Genomic DNA, 19,359 nt, shown 5'->3' with positions numbered 1-19,359 from the left:
TCACGCTATGCCGAATGCGCAACATGGGTCTGCTTGGTCCGCTGGATTGCCCGCCACAGGACCGTTCGTCATCGACGTCCCCGAGGCCGAGCTGACCGATTTGAACGACAGGTTGGCGGCCACTCGTTGGCCGTCTGACGCCCCCGACGCGGGCTGGCGCTACGGCGCCGGTCTGGCCGACGTGCGGCGGCTGGTCGAGCTATGGCAGGCGCATGACTGGCGGGCGACCGAGGCTCGGCTCGCCCGCCACGACCAGGTCCGGGTCGACTGCGGCGGGCAGATCCTGCATGCCATGCGGGTGCGGGCCGACGCACCCGCAGGCACCGTGCTCCTGCTGCACGGCTGGCCGAGCTCGTTTCTGGAGATGCTCGACCTGGCCGAGCTCCTCGCCCGGCCCGACCCGGTGGCCTACGACGTGATCGTCGCCTCACTGCCGGGTTTCGCGTTCTCCGGCCCACTCGCAGTACCGGGACCCTCCGGCGCCGAGATCGCCGACATGCTCATACGGCTGCTGGAGGGGCTGGGCGTCGACCGAGTGTGGATCCACGCGTACGACATCGCCGCCAGCGCCGGCGTGCGGATGGCGTTGACCGCCCCGCAGCGGGTGCTGGGCTACCACACCACCGAGCCGGGCCTGCCCCGCGCCGTCTGGCCGCCGGCCGACCTGACCGAGCCCGAGCGGGCGTACCTGCGCTACGCCGACGAGTGGGACCGGGATGAGGGCGGCTACATGGCCATGCTCAGCACCCGCCCCCACACCCTGGCCTACGGTCTGACCGACAGCCCGGTCGGCCTCGCGGCCTGGCTGTTCGAGAAGTGGTGGAGCTGGACCTTGCAACCCGGGCAGGGCTGGGACTGGACCGGCCCGCTCACCCGCACGCTGCTGGACACCCTCACCCTCTACTGGGTCACGGGATCCGTCTCCGGTGCCAACCGCACCTACTACCGTGCCGACATCGAGGGACAGCCGATCCGCACCACCGACCGGGTTGCCCAGCCGGTCGGCGTGGCCCGAACGACCCAGGCCATCGAGCACGCCCCACGCGAGCTCGCCGAGCGGCTGTTCGCGAACATCGGAGTGTGGAACGACCTCGGTCTCGGCGGACACTTCATCGCCGCCGAGCGCCCCGACCTCATTGCCGCCAGCCTCCGCACGCTCATGCGCTGACCGGGTGGGACTGACCGGCGAGCCGGCGGAGGCGTTGCCGGTGACGCCAGGCGCCGCAGCAGCGCTAAACGGAATCGGCGAAGCCGGCGCTTGCGAGCGCATCGCGCAAGTCACTCGCCAGCGGCAGACCGCCGCGTTCGGCCAGTTGCAGGGCCTGGAGCCATTGTCGGCGGGCCGGTGCGCGACGCTGTGCGCGCCAGGCAATGTGGCCCAGACTTGCCAGGCAGTGCGCCTCGCCCACACGGTCCGCCGTCTCCCGGTAGATCGCCAGCGCGGGGGCGAACTCGGCTGCGGCGGCGCTGAACGCGCCGCGAGCGAGAGCGGTCTCGGCGAGGCCGCGTCGTGCGTCAGCTTCCCCGGAGATGTCGCCGATGCGGCGGCAGCTTTCGAGCGCCTGCCGGTAGAGCCGTTCGGAGCGGACGATGTCGCCGCCGCGTAGGGCCGCGTTGGCCAGTCCTCGCAGGGCGCAGGCGCTGCCTCGAGGGTTGCCGACCTGTCGGCACAGGTGCAGCGACTGCCGGTATCGCCTCGTCGCCACGTCGATCTCGCCCCGCTGGGCGGCGACGTCGCCGAGGGCTCGGAGGCCGTAGGCTTCGCCGACGCGATTGCCGATGCTCGCGCATATCGAGGCGACCTTCTCGGCGTGGGCGGCGGCCGTGTCGAGGTCGCCTACTGACATGGCGATCTCGGCGAGCCCCCACAGCGCTTCGGCTTCGCCGACGGGGTTGCCGAACCGCTGGTGGATGGCGAGCGCGGCTCGGTACCGTTCTCGCGCGACGGGATAGTCGTCATTGGACGCGGCCTGGGCGAGGCCCCGCAACGCGTCGGCTTCGCCGACGCGGTCGCCCAGTTGTCGGCGGAGCCGCAGCACGTGATCGAACCCGTCTGTGGCGGCTCGGAATCTGCCTGTCAGGCGGTCGATCTCTGCGATCCCCATACGGGCGCTGGCCTCCCACGAGCGCTCGTCGGCGCGGTGGGCGATCCGCAGGAGCTGCCGGTTGCAGAGCCGCGCCGCGTCGTAGTGCCCCAGCAGGCGCAGCGCACGGTTGAGTGGCGCCGCGAGGGCTGCGGCGTCGGCGTCGTGGGCGGTGACGTGCATGCAGGCCAGGAGTGTCGCGCGTTCGGCGTTGATCCAGTCGGTGTCCGCGTCGCCGCTGGTTTCGAGGCGGTGCCGGTAATGGCGCAGGAGGTTCGCGACCGCGGTGTGCTGCGCGCTGGCGGGGTCTTCGCGGTCGCCGCGGTCCATGGCGAAGGCGCGCACCGAATCGTGGAATTCATAGATGTCGTCGGCGCGTCGCAGCAGCAGGCTCTCGTTGTAGAGCCGGGTCAGCATCGTCGCCGCCTCGACCGCCGTGTCGTCGGTCAAGACGGCGGCGGCATCGGCGGTGAATCGTCGCCCCGGGTGGAGGGCCAGAAGCCGGAACAGGCGCTGGGCCGGTTCGGGGAGGTTGTCGTAGGACAAGGCGAGCGCGGGTCCGCTGTGCTCGTGGGCGGGGATGCGGCGCAGGCGTTCGACGTGATCGCCGATCTGCCAGTCGGGTTTGCTCTCCAGCTGGCGTCCGGCCGCGGCCAGTTCCAGTGGCAGACGCCGGCACAGCTCGACCAGGGCCGTGGCGTCGCCTGGAGCGGCGTCGAGGCGGCCGGACTGGTCGTGTCGCCGCAGCAGGTCGAGGGCCTCGGTGACGGTGACGGTGCCGAGCGGGATGCGGGCGGTCGCGTCCAGGTCGATGAGCCGGCGGCGACTGGTCACGAGGGCCACGCAGTCGGAGCCGCGCGGCAGAAGGGGTTCGAGCTGCGTCGCGTCGGCGGCGTTGTCCAGGACGAGGAGCGTCTGCCGGGCCGCGAGTTCGCGGTGCAGGAGCGTCACTCGCGCTGCGGGGCTGAGGGCGTCGATGCGGCGGCCCGGTGTGCCGAGGTGGGCGAGGAAGCCGCGGACGACGGCGTCGGGGGCCGCGGGCGGTTCGAGCGGGTCGAAGCCGCGCAGATCGGCGAAGAGGTGCACGGCCCCGACGAGTCCGGCGTCGGTGAGGTCGCGGGCGGCCCGGAACGCGAGTTCGGACTTGCCGATCCCGGCCATGCCCTCGATGACGACGACGGCTGCGCCGACGCGGCGGGCCGCCTGGACATGCGCGGCGATGCGGTCGCGGTCGGCCCGGCGTCCGGTGAAGGTCGCGGTCGGCTCGGGGATCGCGGCGCGGGTCGTGACGATGAGGGAGCGGTTGGCGCGTTCGAGCACTCGGTGGCAGGCCTGTGCGAGCGAGCGAAGGCCGGCGGTGTCGAGGCCGAGGGCGCGGGCGATGTCGAGGACCGTGTTGGAGTTCATGCGGACCCGGCCGTTCTGAAAGTGGCCGTGAATGGTCGCGAGCGACGGCGCGCCATCGGGAATGGAGCGCTCCCGGCGGAACGTGCGAATGTTGGTTTGGATACGGCGGAACGACATGTTGCCGGAGGCCGCCCGAAGGCGGCGCAGGAACGCTGCCAGGTCGTCGAGCGTCTGGAGCGCGCGGGTATCCGCATCCCGCTGCGCCGCAGGCGCTTCTGGAGCGTCGGCCGTTGACCGTTGCACGACTGGATGATAGCCGCCGGGGGCAACTGCGGCTGCGGTCGGTGCTCTTCTGTGGACGGCCCGCTGTTCGGGTTCGTTCGGGAAGGCGCATCCGGAGTGCGTGTTCCGGGAGGATCGGGGCTCCAGGGCGACAGACCTCCCTGGAGAGAGGAAGACCGATGGGCAATCGGATTCGAATCCCGCTCGTGCGGTCGCTGATCGCGGCGGCCGCGGGCACCTTGGCCCTGATCCTGTTCGGCGCGTCCCCAGCCGCCGCGCACTACGTGTACGAGGAGGCCTTCACCTACCGCAGCAACGACCTCTGCGTCTTCCAGCGCTCCGAAGTCTCGCACGGCGACGGCAACGGGTACGCGCGCGTCGACGTCGATTCGTCGACCGTGCTCGGGACGCCTTCGGGCAGCTACCCGTGCGCCTGGCCGCTCGAACGCCCGGCCGGCTACATCAGCGCCAAGATCGAGACGTACGTATGGCTCGGCTCCTACTGGTACCTGTGCGACGAGACCGGCTGGGTCTACAACGACACCACCTCGACCGAACTGGCCATCCAGGCCAGGATGATCGGCCAGCCGATCTGCGGACCGGGCTACTACGCCACCAATGGCGTCGGCTACGTGTGGAACAACAACTGGTTCGGCGGCGCGGTCTGGTCGGGCGCGCACTACCTGCCCGACTACTCCTTCAGCGCCATGGAGGCCCCGACCGAGGTCCCCCGGCCCGGCGACACCGTCGGCGTCGTGGACGGCTCGGGCGACCCGGTGGTCGACGCCGAGGGCAAGCCGGTGACCGTGACCATCGGCGCCCCGCCCACCACCGGCCCGGGCACCGGCGGCGGTGCGGGGACGACAGTGGTCGCAGCGGACGGCACCGTGGTCGTCGAGGCGGCAACGCACCTGGCGTCCGAATCGCTCCTCACCCGGTGACACCAGCTGAGCGGCGGGTCGCACCCTCTCACCCGGGCGCGGTCCGCCGCTCAACGCGCCGGCCGGCGGCACCCTCGTCTGGTGAGCCCCGCTCCATCATGCGGCAGTGGGTATCCCCCGCAGACCGTCTCCGATGCATGGAGGTGGAAGCGAGGCGGTGCTCAGCCATTCGATGTTGTAGTGGACCCTGCGGGACGTGATCAAGGCATGCCGACACTCCTTGTCGGCGCGCGCGAGCACCGCGGCCGGGCGGAATTATCCTCTCGGGGTGCGGTGTTTCCGGGGCATGCGGGTTTTCGAGTCGGTACAGAAGCGGGTGGCGCCGGATGGCGGGTAGGGGCAGGCCGCGGGAGTTCGATGTGGACGAGGCGCTGGACGCCGCCATCGGCGTCTTCTGGCGGCAAGGGTACGAGGGGACCGTTCTCGACGATCTGACCACGGCGATGGGCATCAGCCGTCCGAGCCTCTATGCCGCGTTCGGCGACAAGGAGGCGACGTTCAAGCGGGCCGTGGAGCGCTACGCACAGGTCGACATGCGCTATGTCGAGACGGCCCTGGCCGAGCCCACGGCATTCACCGTGGCCGCGCATTACCTGCGCGGCAACATCCTCACGATCACCAACCCCGCCCGGCCGCCGGGCTGCCTGACCGTCCAGGGCGGGGTCTCCGGTTCGGAGGCCGACCAGCCGATCGTCGAGTTCCTCAACTCGGTCCGGGACGAGGTGGAGGCCCGTCTGGCCGACCGCTTCGCGCAGGCGATCGCGGACGGCGACCTGCCCGCCTCCGAGGACCCGGCAGGTCTGGCGAGGTACCTGCTGACGGTCACCGGCGGGCAGGCGATCCAGGCGGGCGCCGGCGCGACCCGGGAGCAACTGTCCCGTGTGGCCGATCATGCTCTGGCGGCGTTCCGGCCGTTCGCATGAGCGCAGCCGGCGGCGGCAGGGCCCGCGCGAGTGCGGCGCGAGCCCTGCGTTGATCCGCCGTTCCGTGCCGGTCGCCGCAACGGCGGCGGCCGGCTCGACGGTGTCAGGCTCCGAGCTGGCGCTGGACGGCCTGGGCGTCGATGAGGTAGTTCATCTCGTAGAAGCGCCCGTCGCGGACCTTGTGGAAGGAGTACTCGGCGAACTCCAGTGTCGCGCCGGTGGGGGCCACGCCGAGCCATTCCTTGGTGTGGGTGCCCTTGTTGTACAGGCGGGCCGCGACGCGGTCGCCGTCGACGGCGATGTCCTGGACGCGCCAGGTGAAGTCGGGCACTGAGTCGCCGTGGGCCTTGAGCTCGGCGATGATGTCCTCGCGCGTGACCGGCTTGCCGTTCTCGACCAGCTCGTCGTGGACGAACTCGGTCATGCGGTCGAAGTCGTGGGCGTTGAGCGCTTCGATGTAGCGCTCGAATACCTCGCGCACTTCGGACTCGGACGTGGTCATGGTGGTCTCCTGTTCCCCGTGGTCGGGCTCGTGCACTGCGTTGGCGATGGGTCGCGACGCCCTCCCCGACCGGCGGTGGCGGTCGTCGCTACGGATAGGAACGCCGACCTGAATATTTATATTCCATGTGGAACAGAAATCGATCCCGAGCGGATCGACACCACCGCCCACTCATCGGTCCTGCGCGCGATCCGAACGGCGAGGAGCGGCACCTGGCGCTCGCACTGCGTTGTTCCGGTCCGGGTTCTTATGGCGCAGTGCGGGTGCGGCGGGCGGCGATATACCGGCGGGACTTCTCGGCGGCACCGCAGTCCTCCATGCTGCACCAGCGGCGGCCGTCGGCTCTTCCCGTGGAGCGCAACTGCGGCGCCGCGACTAAACCATGCGGTGTCCGGTGAAGCTCAGCCAGGTTACGGCGGTGCAGACGAGGAGCATCCCGGTGGCGTTAAGGAAGAGGTTGCGGCCGAGGTCCTTGGCGCGCACGTGCATCGCGATCGCCGTGATGAAGTAGGCGACCAGTCCGATCGAGGTGAGCAGGCCGAGGTAGGGCACCCAGATGCCCGCGATCAGGCCGGCGGTCGCGGCGAACTTCAGGACCGGCATCGTCCACCAGTACTCGCGCGGCCACTCGACCGCCGTGAAGCAGCGCGCGATGAAGGGGACCGGCCGCAGGGACATGAGCCCGTCGCCGAACTGGATTGCGGCCAGCAGCACGACGGGCCAGACCGGGTCCGGCAGGGAGGCGAGAGTGATCATTCCCAGACCGTACCATACGGTATGGTACGGTGGGCTTGACTGATACGCCGAAAGGGGAACACGGGTGGCCAGCAGGGACGATTGGATCGCCGCAGGACTCGCGGCCTTGGCCGAGGAGGGGCTGCCGGGGGTGCGGATCGACCGGATCGCCGCCGGCCTCGGCGTCAGCAAAGGGTCCTTCCACCACCACTTCGATGGCGCCGCGGCCTATCGCCTGTCGCTGCTGGAACGCTACGAGACCCAGGCGGTCGCGGCGATGGAGCGGGCGACCGCGGACGCGTCCGCCGGCGGTCTCGAACAGCTCGACGCGCTCGTGGCCTCGCTCGAGCGTCTCTACGACGCCCGGATCGAGACGGCCCTGCGCGCCTGGGCGATCCACGACGCCGACGCGCAGCGGGTCATGGCCGGGATCGACCGGGCGCGACTGGCGATGCTCCAGGAGATCTGGGCCGACATCGTCCCCGACCCCCGGACGGCCAGGACCGCCGCCCTGATCCCGCACCTGATCGTCATCGGCGCCAGCGCCTCACCCACGACCGCCCAGGATCTTGCCGCCGTGATGCGCCTCCTCGCGCGCGTCGCCCCCGCGATACCCGAACTCCCCGGCGACGCGCCGATCTGAGCCTCGGCCGCGTGACGTTGCGGCCCTTGCCTGGTGAAGACCGCTGTGCTATTAGTATACGTGAACGATACCGTTTACTAATAGGGAGGCGCCGTGGACGCTCGAGTGATCGTGGTGGGGGCGGGTCCGACCGGGTTGGCACTGGCGTGCGCGCTCGCCGCGCAGCGCATCGCCGTGCGAGTGGTGGACCGGGCCGAGCGCCCGGCGCCGACCTCGCGGGCGAACATCCTCCACGCCCGCGGCGTGGAGGTGCTGACCCGGCTCGGCGCGTTGGGCGACCTGCGCGAGCGCGCGTTGAGCCCGGTGGGGATGACGATGTACGCCCGGGGTCGCGAGCTCGCCACCATGCGGTTCGTGCCCGACCCGCGCGAGCCGGTGCAGGCGCTCTTCATCTCGCAGGCCGACATCGAGGCGCAGCTGCGTCTGCGGCTGGAGGCGCTGGGCGTGTCCGTCGAGTCCGGCCGCGAAGTCGTCGGTGCCGTCCAGGACGCCGACGGCGTCACCGTCGAGTTCGCCGACGGCGACTCGCTACGGACCGGATGGCTCGCCGGTTGCGACGGATCGCGAAGCAGGGTGAGAGAACTGGCCGGAATCGCCTTTCCCGGTGCGCCCGTGATCGAACGGTTCCTCCTCGCCGATGTCGACGCCGCCTGGGACCGGTCGCGCAAAGGCTCGGCGGGCTGGTTCCACCCCGACGGGATGCTCATGGCCATGCCGATGCGGGGCCGCGACGGCGGCGGGGACCTGTGGCGGCTCATGGCCGACGTCCCCGACACCGGGGAGCACCTGAGCGCCGAACACATCGTGGAACGGTTGCGCGACCTGCTGCGCGAACGCGCCGGCGTGGACGACCTCCCCATCCGCGAGACGGTCTGGACATCGGTGTTCCGGATCCAGCGGCGGCTGGCCGAGAGCTACCGGCAGGGCCGCGTCCTGCTGGCCGGGGACGCCGCCCACATCCACAGCCCCATCGGCGGCCAGGGCATGAACACCGGCCTCGGCGACGCCGAGAACCTCGCCTGGAAGCTCGCGATGGTCGTCACCGGCCGGGCCGACGCGGCACTGCTCGACACGTACACCCCCGAACGGCGCCCCCTCGCCGAAGAGGTCCTGCGCACCACCACCGCCAACACCCGGCTCCTGGCCGGCGCGACACCGCTGACCCGCCTCGTGCGCGACCGGCTGCTGCTGCCGGTGTTCAACCTGACCTCGGTGCAGCGGCGGGCGACCCGGAAGGCGTCGCAGCTGTGGGTGACCTACCGGGGCGGTCCGCTCGGCGGTCGGGGCTCGGCCCCGCGCCCCGGCGACCGGATTCCCGATCGGGTCTGCTTCGATGCCGAAGGCGCGGAAACGAGCCTCTACAGCGCACTGAGCCCGGCGTGGGCGCTCATCGCCGACACCGAGCACGCGGCGCTGGCGGCACTGGCCCGACGTTCTCTGGGCGAGGTCGCGGTCCTGCGGGACCCGGACGCCGCCGCCCCGATGCTGGTGCGCCCGGACGGCCACCTCGCCTGGCGCGGCGACGACCCGGACGGCCTGCGCGCCTGGCTGACCGGAACATTGCGGATCGAGGAGACGGTATGAGCAGCAAGCGAGAACAACCGCCGGGCCCCGGCAGGCCCCGTGACCCCGACGCGGACGCCGCGATCCTGCGCGCCGGTCTGGAGGTCCTGGTCGAACAGGGCGTCGCGGGAGCGAGCATCGACCGGATCGCCAAGCGCGCCGACGTCGCCAAGGTCACGGTCTATCGGCGCTGGTCGTCCAAAGAAGACCTGCTGGCGGACGCGGTCGAGGCCGCGCGCGAGGAGATCCCCGCGGCCGACGAGACGGACACCCCCGCGGAGGACCTTCCGGGCATCATCGACCGGCTGCTGCCGCAATGGAGCGAGGCGCTGACCCGCCCGAGGCTGCGCATCCTCTCCGCCCGCCTGCTCGGCGCCGGACCCGACCACCCGAAGCTCCTCGACGCCTACCGCGAGCACCACCTCAAGCCGCGCCGCGAACGGGCCCTGGCGACCCTGCGCCGCGCTCGAGACGCGGGCGTGCTCGCGCCCGAGGCCGATCTCGACATGCTGATCGACATGATGAACGGCGCGATCATGCAGTACCTGCTCCTCAACGGGGCCCCGCCCGAGCCCGCCGCCGCCCGCGAATACCTCGAACGCCTCTTCCGCCAGATCGGCTTCCGAGACCCCCGGCGTCCGGCCCTCAAAGACGACGGCGCTGATACTCATCAGGTCGCGGAGGCTGAGTCAGGACCATAGAAGGTACTGATCCGCGCCGATCTCGGGCGTCGATCGCCGTCACGAGCCCGGTCCGGGAAGTACTGCATCCCATCAGGGGTGGCATTCCCGGCGGCCTCGGGAAGCTGCCAGCCGGCCTCCCGCTCGATCGGCGCCGGCAGCGCAGCGGATTACGCCCGCCTTGCTAGAAGTCGTCGATGCGCGGGAGGGTCTGCGCGAAGTCAATGCCTCGCTGCACCCACTTCGCGAGTGCGCCGTCGGACGCCAGTCCGTGGGCGTCGACGTGGATCCATCCGCCGAAACCCCGGGCGCTCATCGGTATGGGGTGGGCACCGGACTCGGCCCCGAAACCGGCATGGTCGACCTTCGCGACCAGGACCATGAGACCCCCGTCTTCTCGCGCCATGACCGCCATGTGCTCGTTGACGCTCCACGCGGACGTCGCTGCCACCCAAGCTCCTTCGACGGGCGTCTCCTCCGAGAAGCTCGGGTGGCTGCGGATCAGATTCCGGATTCGGTCGGCAATCGCCGCGACTTCGCCCATGCACCCATTTTGACATCAGACGCGGCTGCCCGCGCCGCCTGACCCGGAACCGATCCGTTCCTCGTCTGCCATCAGGCACACCTTGGCGGTCGGGACTCGGCTTGCCGTGGATGAGACCGGCGGGCGTTCGGGTGACCGGTGCGGTCGGGCATAGTTGCTGCGTGAAACACCCCCTCCCCGAACAGGTTCGCCGACGGCTGCGATCGATGGCATTGCTGGAACTGATCAACGTCCCTTTGCAAGCGGCGGTCTGGTTCGGGGTACTCGGACTGCCGCCGAGCCCGGCGAACCTGGCCGGATTCGCCGCCTTCGCGTTGCTGCTGGCGCAGGGAGCGTCGTACTGGATCGCCAAGCTGCGGCAGTTGGGATCCGGAGCGTCAGCGCTGCCCGGGGCGACGGCCTTCGCTCTCGCGCTCCGAGCCGACCCGCCGGTACTGTTCGCGGTCGTCATGTTCACCGGCTGGTCCGCGCTCAACGCCCCTGGTGCCGCCACGTACCTAGGCTTGGGTTTCGCAGTGTTCGCGGTGCTGGAGTACGTGAACTACTTCTATACGCAACTGTCGTACGACAACATTGCCGACCTGCGTTATCTGACCGCTCGCGGATTGCGTCGCGCGCACCTGGCCATCGATCTCGAACGCCACCGCGCCGCCCAAGCCCGCTCCCGGCCCGGAGCCCCTCCCCTGCCCCGGTGAACCTCAAGGTCGGACGGTCCCATGGGGATTGTGCTCAGCTCAGCGACCCGCGACCCGGCTCGCTTTCGGTGGTCGACGTCCTGTGCGATGTTCCTCGCGAGGCTTTCAGGACGCCTCTGGAATCCAGTTGCCGTGCAATCCGAGCGGTACGCGGGCGGGCAGGTGGATCCGGGCGAGCGGTGCCGCGGTGAAGTCTTGGGCGGCGAGGATCACCAGGTCCGCGGCGCCGCGTTCAGGGTCGTGGACGTAGAGCAGGTTGTATCCGTCGTCCTCGGCTTTCGGCTGCGCCGCAGGGACGAAGACGGTTTCGCCGGCTGCGGCGTCGCGGCCGAACTCGTGCGCCTCGGTGGTGCCGGCGATCAGGTCGTGCTTGAGGACCGCGTTGGAGAAGCCCTCGTCGGGCCGGTCGGGCTCCGTCGCGCTCGGCGTGGCGTACAGCTCGGTCGAGGCGGAGTAGCCGTACCGGTAGGGGCGGCCCGCGTAGCGGCCGTTGAGGCGCGGGAAGTCCTGGGGGCGGTCGTGGAGGAGTTCGGTGCGGACTTTTCCTGCGGCGAGGTCGACGGTCCAGCGCTCCAGGACGGGCCGGCCTGCGCCGATGTCGATGATCTCGAACCGTCCGGGATGGACGATCACGTCGGCGACGACGGTTCCGGCGTCCTCGTAGGCGTTGAGGGTGTGGCCGACCATGCCCGGCGGCAGGTCGAACCAGCGCACTTCGCCGCCTTCACGGGGCATGACGCCGAGCCGCGTGGGCAGGTCGTCGTTCCATCCGAAGGGCACGCCGGTGGCGAGCAGCTCCGGGTTGAACACCAACGGCGAGGTGTAGATGAGGATGTGGTTGTCGGTGAGGCCGAAGTCGTGCAGGTAGGGGAAGGTCGGCGCGGGGATGTTCGTCGTGCGCTTCACGGTGCCGCCGGGCTCGAAGACGATGTGCTGGATGAAGTCGACGCCGTAGCGGAAGGCCAGGGAGTGCATCTCGCCGGTGCGGTGGTCGAACTTGGTGTGGGCGTTGGCGTTGAAGCCCTCGGGGGTCGCGCCGAGGTCGCAGGGGCCGACGGTGTCGAGGTCGGCGGTGAGTTCGTAGGGCGCCAGGCCGCCTTCGATGAGGGCGTAGAAGCGGCCGCCGTGCCCGGCGACCTGCACGTTGGGGGCGAAGTCGAACCGTTCGTCGACGGCGCGCCCGCGGCGCGGTTCGCCGAGGCGGTCGGCCACGGAGGCCGAGCGGACCCAACGGTTGCGGTACCACTCGGCGCGGCCTTCTCTCAGGCGTACACCGTGGACCATGCCCTCGCCGAGGGTCCAGATGTGCGCGGCGGGGTCTTCGAGACCGAGCGGGTTGGGGCCGATGCGGAGATAGCGGCCGTTGAGGTCGTCGGGAACGGCGCCGGTGACCGGGAGGTCGAACGCGGTGATCTCTTCGGTCACCGGGGCGAAGTTGCCGCGGGTGTATCGGTCGAGCAGCATGGGGGGTCCTCTCCAATGATTTATACAAACGTATCACACGTATGTATAAATCAAGCGCGCCCGGTAGGATCACGCCATGGGACACCGAGAGGACCTGCTCGAAGGCGCCAAGCACTGCCTGGTCGAGCGCGGCTACAGCAGGACCACCGCCCGCGACATCGTCGAAGCGTCCGGCACCAATCTCGGCTCGATCGGCTACCACTACGGCACCAAGGACAAGCTCCTGCTCCAGGCCATGGTCGAGATGTCCGGCGAGCTGGCCGAGGAGACGATGGCGCTCGGCGCCGAGGTCGCCGACGCCGAAGACCGCCTGCGCGCCTTCTGGAAGGGCATGATCGAGTCGTTCCGGCGCAGCCCCGCGCTCTGGAAGGCCAACGTCGAGATCCTGGCCCAGACGCTCCACGACGACGAGCTCCGCGCGCAGCTCGCCGACACCCAGGAGCGCGCCCGCATCGGCCTGGGGCGGGCCGTCGCTCCGGGCGAGGCGGGGCGGGCCGCGGGCTCGATCCAGTTCGCGCTCATCACCGGCGTGATGACCCAGCACCTCATCGACCCCGACCGGGCGCCCGACGCCGATGCGATCGTCAACGGCCTCAAAGCGATCGCGAAGATGCAGTAGCGCCGCGGCGCCCCGGCCGCCTTTTCGCGCCGTTACCGCAGGCCGCCAGGCTCACAAGCCGATAGGACGCGGGGGCCGGCCCAGTCCGGGTGACAATGGGGGCGCAGGCGATGCGGCCGTGCCGGTCACGTTGTGGTGAGTGCCTCGACCAAGCGGTGGCAGCGGAGCGGGTCCTCGGTCAGACCGGCTTCCAAGCCCCACAGCCAGTAGTCGATCGCGCGGATGATCGCCCAACCGCGCGCTTTGGCGGCGTCCAGCTCGCCGGCGCGGACAATGGTGTCGAGCAGCGCGCGCACCCCTGCCGGGCCGACAGCCTCGTCGAGCCGGGTCCACATCAACTCCGGCACCGAGTGCTCGGGGTCGCCGGAGACGGCCTTGGGGTCGACCGCCAGCCAGGGCTGGCGACGACCGGCGAGCACGTTGCCGTAGTGGAGATCCGCGTGCACGAGCAGGGATCCGGCACCGACCCCGAGATCGCGCGCCAGGTCCGCGGCCAGGTCGGCCCACGGTCGGCGGACCGGTCGGCCGAGACGCTCGTTGCGCATGTGCACGGTGTCGGCGACATGCCCCCCGATCTCGCCCAGGGGACGAATGCCGTCCGGCGCGGGGATCGCGAGCTGCCGGATCAGGCCACCGGCGATCTCGGCCGCGGCCAGGAGCGGCAGATCGCGGAGGCTTCGCCGGGAATCCAACCGCTCCAGCAGCAGCGCACCGGCATCGTCGTCGGCGTCGAGAAGCCGCACGGCGCCGGCGCCGTTCCAAGCCCGCAGCGCCGCGGCTTCGTCGACGGTCGAATGCTCCAGCCAACCGACTTTGAGGACGAGCGCTTCTCCGGCCCGGCGTACCGGAAAGACCACACCGAGCTCGCCGTGCATCGCAGGCTCGGCGGTCGGCTCGAGCCGCCAGCGGTCGCACAGTTCGGCCACGAGCGCAGGCAGTCCTGCAATCCACCGGCGTCCCGGCTCACCACTGAGCCGGACCCGTTCTTCGGCGAAGGCCGCAGGCACCACGATCACGGACCACACCCTACCCGCGTCCGGAGGGAAGCCACCATCGCGAAAACCGCCTCAGCCCTCATGGAGAATCCCGGGCCCACAAGCAGATGACCCCGATTCGCATCCGCGACGGTGCGCGCGGCGGCGAGTTCGTTGGTCGCGGGACACATCACCGATTCCAACGGTTTCCAAGGACTCGTTGCGTTCACGCGGTCCACGAACGAAGATGGGGCTCGTCCACCCGGCCGCCATCCGCAACCTGGAGCCGACGCTTGCCATCCGTCCCGAACCAGTCGCGATCCCGACGCTGGGGGCCGTTCCGGCCGCTCACCGTCGTATCCGCAGGGCTGGGTCTACTCGCGGTCGTTGCCGCCGCCATCTATCTGCGGGACCTCGGCATCCAGGTCCCGGAAGCGTCGTCGACCTCGTCAGCGACTGCAGGGGTCGCTGCGGGGGCTGCGGACGACTTTGCGACCTCGACTTGCTCGGACCTCGACGTCTCCGAGTTCACGGAGATGGCCGGAGGCCGCGCCGAGCTGGTGGACGCGCGCGCTCAGGTGTACCCCGATGCCTTTCCCGAAGGCGGCGTGGGCAACCTGTACTGCCAGTTCTCATCGGAGAGCGGCATGACGTTCAGCGTCGGCGTGCTTGCGAACACCGCCGAGGACTTCGCGGCGACCTCGACTGAGCGGAACCGCGCCGTCTGGGAATTGGTCCCTGACGATTACCTGATCGAGGACTTCCAAAGCGGCGTCTTGGAGGGCTACACGAACACGCACGAGTCGGCAACGCTGCAGGAGTTCACGCTCAACGCAGGCTCCGGCCGGCTGCTGTTGACGATTGCGCTGATCGCCGATCCCGGGACCTTCGCGAACACCGACGCGATCGCCGTCGTGGACGCGATCGCGGCCAGGACGGTCGAACGCTTTGCGGAGTACCGCTGACGCCGCGCGATCCAAGGCGGATGGCGAGGTCGCAGATGGCCAGCATCGATCGTCCTCCCGGACCAACGGCTCCGAGAGCGGATCATCGGGCCGCGCTCGCGAAGGCGGTGCCGGCCGCTCCGGAGGCTGTCGCGGATGGTCTCGGGAGCGGCCGGCCTTCGGCGGTCAGTTCGCTTCGCAGAGTGCGTGCTCGATGAGGTCGCTCGTGCTGAGGTTCTGGGCGACACCGGATTCGATGGAGTCGCGCAGCTCGGTCGAGGAGAAGACGGTCGCGCTGTGCTCGCCGTCCTCGGTGGTCGCGGCGCGGGTCATGGCGCCGGTGACGTCGCCTCCGGCGACCCACAGGCCGTCGCCGCAGTCGTCGAAGCCGAGCCGGAAGATCCCCAGGCCGTACGAGGCGCCACCGGGCCAGATCAGGTCGTAGCCCTCGCCGACGACCGGGACCGTTCGCTGCATCTCGTGGAGTTCGGCCGGTTCGATGAGGTCACCGCCGATGAGGGCCCGCATGAAGCGGTCAATGTCGGCGGTGGTGGAAATCAGGCCGCCCGAGGCGTCGTGGTCGATGTACTCGGTGACGTCCACGAGGTCGCCTCCGGGTTCGAACCGGTGGTAGAGATTGGCGTGGGGCTCGGGCATCTTCGAGGTGAAGCCGGCCCAGTAGGTGTCGTCGAGCTCCAGGGGCCTCACGATCCGGTCGTGGACGGCCTTGGCCCAGTGGTGGCCGGTCGCCTCCTCGATGATCATGCCCAGAACGATGTAGCCCGGGTTGGAGTACGACCAGGTCTGTCCGGGCTCGCCCACGGGCCCGGCCGCCAGGGCGGCGGCGAGGGTCTCCTCGGTGTCGGCGATGTCGTAGCGGGTCCGCTGGAAGTGGGCCTCGGTGCCCCAGTCCGGCGCGTCGGCGTAGTCGGGCAGGCCGCTGGTGTGCTGGAGGAGCTGGCGGATCGTGATCAGGCCGCCGTCGATGCCCTCGGCCTGGACGACGCCGGGCAACCAGTCCTCGACGGTGTCCTCAAGGGACAGCACGCCCTCTCCCGCGAGTTGGAGCAGGACGGCGGCAACAAAGGTCTTGGTGACGCTCCCGATCCGCATCAGGCCCTCGTCGTCGACCGACTCCCCGGTCTCGATGTCGGCCACGCCGGAGACGACGGCGCGCGTGTCGCCGTCCTCGTCGGTGACGCGGGCCTGCACGCCCGTGACACCGACGTCGACGATGGAGTCGGCGTCCGCCTGGAGCCGGTCCCGGAACGGGGCCTCCTCTGCCGAGGTGTGCCAGGCATAAGTGAATGCGGCGGCCGCTACAGCCGTCGCCGTGACGACGGCCGATGCGATTCGTCTGCGGTGCATGGTGTCTTCCTTCCGAGGTGGTGCCCGTGACGACCTCTCCCGCCGTCATGCGCCACCATCCTCGCGGAGTCCGACGGCTCGCCACCTCGGTCGCGAGGCGGGTTTTCGCCACCCTCACCCGGCTGAACGGCCGACCCTTGACCGCCTGCACCGGACCATTCCTCTATTGAATGCGCTGGAGTCAGACGCGTGCGCCTATAGCTCGGTCGTCCCACAAGATGCCTTTCCCACCAAGTCCAGTGCTGTCGGAATTCCGACACACCGAGCAGTGATGTGGCGTCGGCGGAGTACCTTCACCTTCTCAATCTGAAGTAGGTCAGAGTGAATGATTCGAAAGGGCGCAGGCATATGCGTCCGTCAGTCGCCGAACGCTCGATCGCCGTCGAGCGGCGTCGTTTCAGGAACTTCCTGTGGCTGGTCGCGCTGCTCTCGCTGACATTGCTCGTCTTGGTGCAGGTCGTATTTCAGCGGGGCTCGGCGTCGGGTTCGGCCCTGATCGGTCGTGGGGCGGACGAGGTCGTTCTGGCCGCGACTTCCGCGGTGTTCGGAGCCGCCCTGGGAAGCGCTCTGGTGGGGATTCTGCTGGACGAGTACCAGCGGCGCTTCAGCGGCCGGGTCTCCGAATACGATCAGTTCCTGCACAACGAGGGCCTCATCGCCGTCTACGAGTCGTCCCAGGAGCCGGCGCTGCTTTCGGCGATGGAGAAGGCGATCAGCGACGCGCGAGCGGAAGTCGTCGGCGTCGGCCTCGGTCTCAGCGTGCTGGCGAACCGGGTGCTGCTGCTGCGCGTGGCCGAGCGGCTGAGCGCCGAGAAATCGCTGCGAGTGCGGATCCACCTCGGCAGTCCCGACAATCCCGGCGTCATGAATCGAATGCGGGAAGAGGAGGCCTGGCATCGGTCGAACGACCTCGCCTACGACGCGACCTGGCCCGAATTCCTGCCCAAAGAGATACGTTCGACCCTGGAACGCTATGCGGGCCAAGCGAATCACAGTCGCATAGAGGTGACTCGGATTCGATCGTGCCCGACGATCGGGGTACTGAAATTCGACAAGCGCATGTTCGTGTTCCTTTATGGGGCGCCGGACATGCGCGGGGGATCGCAGAGCGTCTGGATGGAGCTCGACGCCACCGAAAGGACGGGCAATCTCAACTCCTTCATTTTGAAGTACATCGAGTACTTCTCGGCCGAGGCCGACGAGGTCAGAAGAATGGGAGCGGAGGCGCCTTGAAGTCCATCGCCTGCAGATCCCCCGGCGGCACTGGACCGCTCGCGGCGACGAGATCCCGGTAGCCGCTGCCCCGACTGAAGTAAGGCTCGGGCCGGTCGGTCCGGGGCCTTCGTTCGCGTGGACCGGTTCAGGTGATGTCGGGGACTATGTAGACCTGTGCCTTCCAGTCGCCGGTCAGCACCACCATGAGTTCGCCGAGCAGCGAGACGTGTCTGGGCGCATGGCCACCGGTGCCCGCAGGCGCCGACCGCCCGTCGGTCCCTAGGTCCAAAATGGAGATGTTCCTGCCTCCCGAATCCCTGTCCTCTATAACGACCCGGTTGTCTCGCACCGCCATCGCCGAGCTGAACCGCTGGCCTTCCACGATCACGTCGCCCTCGAAGTCGAGGTTCTGGAAGCTGTCGACGGTGTCGAAGACCTGGTCGCCGAAGACGAGGCCGCTCGGCCCGGTGTACCACTGGTCGTGCAGGTACCAGTCGACCGGGAGCTCCCACACCTGGTCGCCGGTCTCGGTGTCGAAGGCGACGGTCTTGTGCTGGTCGTCGGCGCTCGAGTCACCGAGCGCCGCGCAGACCAGGTCCGGTCCGCAGGGCTTGACGTGCTCGATGCCGAAACCGGGGTCGAGCGGGACCTCCCATGCCTTGCCGAGGTCCGAGAGCGCATGGGCGACAAGGGTGTCGCGGTCCGGGGAGGCCTCGTCGGAGGCCCTGGCGACGACCAGGTCGTCGTAGACGGTCCACGCCTCGTCGTCGATCGGGAGCTCGCCGTCGGTGATGCCGTCGCCGGTCGCGGCGTCGCGGACGACGGCGGTGCCCTCGTGCGGGTCGAGATCGACGATCCGGTCCCCCGCGGCCAGGTTGTCGTAGAGCGAGTAGAAGTCCGGCGGGATCGCTCCGGTGCCTTCTTCTACGCCCCAGACGGTCTCGGCGCGGACGCGGGGCTCGTCGAGGATGAACACGTCGTCGGGGCCGGGCTTCGACCAGACCTCCTCGCCGGTGGCGAGGTCGACGCGGGCCACGGCGTTGTCCTCGAAGCCGTCGCGCCGCTCGAAGACGACGTCGGTGCCGTAGTAGGCGACGTCGTTGTGCTCGTTGAGGGTCCACGGCTTCTGCCACAGTAGGGCGCCGTCGTCGAGCGCGGCAACGGCGCGAATGTCCTCGTCATCGTCGGTGACCAAGTCGTAGGCGTCGATGATGAGAAGGTCCTCGACGACTGTCAGGTACAGCTCGTTGGGTTCGAGCTCGTAGGTCTGCGTCCACAGTGTCTCGCCCTCGGGCGTCACCGCACTCACCACGGTCGAACCGTCCACGACCTCGGCGAGGATCGCCTTGCCCTCGGCGGCGGCCACGGCCGAGGTGTCGTCGGCGCTGAGCTGCTGCGTGTAGGCCAGCACCAGGGGCTCGCCGGTCTCGCCTTTGGTGGCGTCTCCCCCGCCGAACTGGTTGACCGCCACGACGATCGTGATCACGATGACCATGAGGATCGAGGACGCGACCGAGAACGCGACCCAGCGGCGCCGGGGCGGGTCGGCGGTCGGCAGCGGTCCAGGGTACGAGGGGAGCGGGGTCCGCTGGCGCGGCGGGGGCGCGCTCTGCTCCAAGTTCGGGGACGGTGCCGAGTCGGGCGAGGTGGTCGTCAGGTACGGCGTGTACGTCACCGGTGGGGCGGGCGGGGACGGCGCCGAATCGGACGAGGTAGTCGTCAGGTACGGCGTGTACGTCACCGGGGAGACCGGTGGGACGGGCGGGGACGGCGCCGAGTCGGGCGAAGTGGCCGTCAAGTACGGCGTGTACGTCACCGGAGACGCCGGGGTTTGGG

Annotated in this window: 19 protein-coding genes; 10 read left to right on the top strand and 9 right to left on the bottom strand. The window is 69.8% G+C overall.

Annotated elements, in window-relative coordinates:
* Nucleotides 1-46 precede the first annotated feature (46 nt).
* Nucleotides 47-1,168: an epoxide hydrolase family protein gene (locus BLQ63_RS13610; protein ID WP_177154931.1), complete on the top strand. Its 1,122-nt coding sequence runs from the start codon at nucleotides 47-49 to the stop codon at nucleotides 1,166-1,168.
* A gap of 64 nt (nucleotides 1,169-1,232) precedes the next feature.
* On the opposite strand, the gene BLQ63_RS13605 is transcribed toward BLQ63_RS13610, so the two are convergent.
* Nucleotides 1,233-3,491, bottom strand: a complete 2,259-nt coding sequence (locus BLQ63_RS13605; RefSeq protein ID WP_177154930.1) for a tetratricopeptide repeat protein — start codon at nucleotides 3,489-3,491, stop codon at nucleotides 1,233-1,235.
* Between the two features lie 401 nt (nucleotides 3,492-3,892).
* Here BLQ63_RS13605 and BLQ63_RS13600 point away from each other — a divergent pair, with 401 nt between their 5' ends.
* Nucleotides 3,893-4,654, top strand: coding sequence for a hypothetical protein (locus BLQ63_RS13600; protein ID WP_143014884.1), 762 nt, complete (start codon nucleotides 3,893-3,895; stop codon nucleotides 4,652-4,654).
* Nucleotides 4,655-5,013: 359 nt separating this feature from the next.
* Nucleotides 5,014-5,577 (top strand): TetR/AcrR family transcriptional regulator, encoded by a 564-nt coding sequence (locus BLQ63_RS13595; protein WP_218125246.1) that lies wholly within the window; start codon nucleotides 5,014-5,016, stop codon nucleotides 5,575-5,577.
* A gap of 103 nt (nucleotides 5,578-5,680) precedes the next feature.
* Here the strand turns inward: BLQ63_RS13595 and BLQ63_RS13590 are convergent, their stop codons facing one another.
* From BLQ63_RS13590 to BLQ63_RS13585, 3 genes are all read right to left on the bottom strand, one after another.
* The gene (locus BLQ63_RS13590) at nucleotides 5,681-6,079 is read right to left on the bottom strand and encodes an ester cyclase (RefSeq protein WP_091035988.1); all 399 of its coding nucleotides are present in this window, start codon (nucleotides 6,077-6,079) and stop codon (nucleotides 5,681-5,683) included.
* 247 nt (nucleotides 6,080-6,326) lie between these two features.
* The gene (locus tag BLQ63_RS29960; RefSeq protein ID WP_177154929.1) at nucleotides 6,327-6,440 is read right to left on the bottom strand and encodes a CGNR zinc finger domain-containing protein; all 114 of its coding nucleotides are present in this window, start codon (nucleotides 6,438-6,440) and stop codon (nucleotides 6,327-6,329) included.
* Nucleotides 6,441-6,454: 14 nt separating this feature from the next.
* Entirely contained in the window at nucleotides 6,455-6,835 is a 381-nt protein-coding gene (locus BLQ63_RS13585) for a DoxX family protein (RefSeq protein WP_091035413.1), read from the bottom strand.
* A gap of 64 nt (nucleotides 6,836-6,899) precedes the next feature.
* Between BLQ63_RS13585 and BLQ63_RS13580 the strand changes: the two genes are divergently transcribed.
* From BLQ63_RS13580 to BLQ63_RS13570, 3 genes are all read left to right on the top strand, one after another.
* Entirely contained in the window at nucleotides 6,900-7,457 is a 558-nt protein-coding gene (locus BLQ63_RS13580; RefSeq protein WP_091035409.1) for a TetR/AcrR family transcriptional regulator, read from the top strand.
* A gap of 93 nt (nucleotides 7,458-7,550) precedes the next feature.
* A complete protein-coding gene (locus tag BLQ63_RS13575; protein ID WP_091035405.1) occupies nucleotides 7,551-9,041 on the top strand; it encodes an FAD-dependent monooxygenase in 1,491 nt (496 codons plus the stop codon).
* Nucleotides 9,038-9,721, top strand: coding sequence for a TetR/AcrR family transcriptional regulator (locus BLQ63_RS13570; protein ID WP_091035399.1), 684 nt, complete (start codon nucleotides 9,038-9,040; stop codon nucleotides 9,719-9,721). The genes BLQ63_RS13575 and BLQ63_RS13570 overlap by 4 nt, the downstream gene beginning before the upstream one ends.
* Nucleotides 9,722-9,884: 163 nt before the next feature.
* Here the strand turns inward: BLQ63_RS13570 and BLQ63_RS13565 are convergent, their stop codons facing one another.
* A complete protein-coding gene (locus BLQ63_RS13565; protein ID WP_143014883.1) occupies nucleotides 9,885-10,151 on the bottom strand; it encodes a TfoX/Sxy family protein in 267 nt (88 codons plus the stop codon).
* A 254-nt stretch (nucleotides 10,152-10,405) separates the two neighbouring features.
* On the opposite strand from BLQ63_RS13565, the gene BLQ63_RS13560 reads away from it, so the two are divergent.
* Entirely contained in the window at nucleotides 10,406-10,939 is a 534-nt protein-coding gene (locus BLQ63_RS13560; protein WP_218125245.1) for a hypothetical protein, read from the top strand.
* 105 nt (nucleotides 10,940-11,044) lie between these two features.
* On the opposite strand, the gene BLQ63_RS13555 is transcribed toward BLQ63_RS13560, so the two are convergent.
* The gene (locus tag BLQ63_RS13555) at nucleotides 11,045-12,403 is read right to left on the bottom strand and encodes a carotenoid oxygenase family protein (RefSeq protein ID WP_091035390.1); all 1,359 of its coding nucleotides are present in this window, start codon (nucleotides 12,401-12,403) and stop codon (nucleotides 11,045-11,047) included.
* Nucleotides 12,404-12,479: 76 nt separating this feature from the next.
* Between BLQ63_RS13555 and BLQ63_RS13550 the strand changes: the two genes are divergently transcribed.
* Nucleotides 12,480-13,022, top strand: coding sequence for a TetR/AcrR family transcriptional regulator (locus tag BLQ63_RS13550; protein WP_091035383.1), 543 nt, complete (start codon nucleotides 12,480-12,482; stop codon nucleotides 13,020-13,022).
* Between the two features lie 125 nt (nucleotides 13,023-13,147).
* On the opposite strand, the gene BLQ63_RS13545 is transcribed toward BLQ63_RS13550, so the two are convergent.
* Nucleotides 13,148-14,038: an aminoglycoside phosphotransferase family protein gene (locus BLQ63_RS13545; protein ID WP_091035986.1), complete on the bottom strand. Its 891-nt coding sequence runs from the start codon at nucleotides 14,036-14,038 to the stop codon at nucleotides 13,148-13,150.
* 251 nt (nucleotides 14,039-14,289) lie between these two features.
* On the opposite strand from BLQ63_RS13545, the gene BLQ63_RS13540 reads away from it, so the two are divergent.
* Nucleotides 14,290-14,961 carry a hypothetical protein gene (locus BLQ63_RS13540; RefSeq protein ID WP_091035378.1) on the top strand — a complete coding sequence of 224 codons (672 nt, stop codon included), beginning with the start codon at nucleotides 14,290-14,292 and terminating at the stop codon, nucleotides 14,959-14,961.
* 165 nt (nucleotides 14,962-15,126) lie between these two features.
* Here the strand turns inward: BLQ63_RS13540 and BLQ63_RS13535 are convergent, their stop codons facing one another.
* Nucleotides 15,127-16,308: a serine hydrolase domain-containing protein gene (locus tag BLQ63_RS13535; RefSeq protein WP_091035377.1), complete on the bottom strand. Its 1,182-nt coding sequence runs from the start codon at nucleotides 16,306-16,308 to the stop codon at nucleotides 15,127-15,129.
* A gap of 321 nt (nucleotides 16,309-16,629) precedes the next feature.
* Here BLQ63_RS13535 and BLQ63_RS13530 point away from each other — a divergent pair, with 321 nt between their 5' ends.
* Entirely contained in the window at nucleotides 16,630-17,541 is a 912-nt protein-coding gene (locus tag BLQ63_RS13530) for a hypothetical protein (protein ID WP_143014882.1), read from the top strand.
* Between the two features lie 127 nt (nucleotides 17,542-17,668).
* Here BLQ63_RS13530 and BLQ63_RS29270 read toward each other — a convergent pair whose 3' ends face one another.
* On the bottom strand, nucleotides 17,669-19,321 hold the full coding sequence (locus tag BLQ63_RS29270) for an outer membrane protein assembly factor BamB family protein (RefSeq protein ID WP_245680964.1): 1,653 nt from the start codon (nucleotides 19,319-19,321) through the stop codon (nucleotides 17,669-17,671).
* Between the last annotated feature and the right edge of the window lie 38 nt (nucleotides 19,322-19,359).

The organism is Glycomyces harbinensis, from assembly GCF_900101745.1.
GTDB classification, from domain to species: domain Bacteria; phylum Actinomycetota; class Actinomycetes; order Mycobacteriales; family Micromonosporaceae; genus Glycomyces; species Glycomyces harbinensis.
Note: the sequence above shows the minus strand (reverse complement) of the source record. Positions and strands in the feature narration are given on the sequence as shown.

What these genes read in the sequence shown, in the direction of transcription:
- BLQ63_RS13570 (WP_091035399.1), top strand. Translation starts at nt 9,038, where the DNA reads ATGAGCAGCAAGCGAGAACAACCGCCGGGCCCCGGCAGGCCCCGTGAC.
- BLQ63_RS13555 (WP_091035390.1), bottom strand. Translation starts at nt 12,403, where the DNA reads ATGCTGCTCGACCGATACACCCGCGGCAACTTCGCCCCGGTGACCGAA.
- BLQ63_RS13550 (WP_091035383.1), top strand. Translation starts at nt 12,480, where the DNA reads ATGGGACACCGAGAGGACCTGCTCGAAGGCGCCAAGCACTGCCTGGTC.
- BLQ63_RS13535 (WP_091035377.1), bottom strand. Translation starts at nt 16,308, where the DNA reads ATGCACCGCAGACGAATCGCATCGGCCGTCGTCACGGCGACGGCTGTA.
- BLQ63_RS13600 (WP_143014884.1), top strand. Translation starts at nt 3,893, where the DNA reads ATGGGCAATCGGATTCGAATCCCGCTCGTGCGGTCGCTGATCGCGGCG.
- BLQ63_RS13585 (WP_091035413.1), bottom strand. Translation starts at nt 6,835, where the DNA reads ATGATCACTCTCGCCTCCCTGCCGGACCCGGTCTGGCCCGTCGTGCTG.
- BLQ63_RS13590 (WP_091035988.1), bottom strand. Translation starts at nt 6,079, where the DNA reads ATGACCACGTCCGAGTCCGAAGTGCGCGAGGTATTCGAGCGCTACATC.
- BLQ63_RS13605 (WP_177154930.1), bottom strand. Translation starts at nt 3,491, where the DNA reads ATGAACTCCAACACGGTCCTCGACATCGCCCGCGCCCTCGGCCTCGAC.